Here is a 328-nt window from a genome sequence, read left to right as displayed (position 1 = left end):
GAGGCAATCGAAAGGATGAACAGGGTGAGAGAGAGGCCGGAATGCACTCTGCGGTTCTCGTAGAGATTGGGTCCGGCTTTTACCGCCCGCCATCCTGTAACCAGGGAAATGACTCCCAGGACGGACCATACATATATGTTGAAGAATATTATGCCGTCGTTAATGATGTAATTGATGAAAAACATAAGCTGCATCAATATCAGCAGTATCAGTATGACCCGTCTCATGGAACACCTCCTATCCGTCCGGGTTATGCCGTGAACAGTACAATGATGTAGGCGGCAGCCAGCATGATTGTAAATGCATGGATCATGAACAGATCGGAAGA

1 protein-coding gene is annotated in these 328 nt (G+C 47.6%); it reads right to left on the bottom strand.

Annotated elements, in window-relative coordinates; genetic code table 11:
- Nucleotides 1-227: hypothetical protein (locus WN59_RS07925; protein WP_046515422.1), on the bottom strand; the 227-nt coding region annotated here is incomplete at its 3' end.
- Between the last annotated feature and the right edge of the window lie 101 nt (nt 228-328).

The organism is Salinicoccus sediminis (assembly GCF_000986795.1).
Lineage (GTDB): Bacteria > Bacillota > Bacilli > Staphylococcales > Salinicoccaceae > Salinicoccus > Salinicoccus sediminis.
The sequence above is the reverse complement of the archived record's forward strand: the minus strand, read 5'-3'. Positions and strand labels throughout refer to the sequence as shown.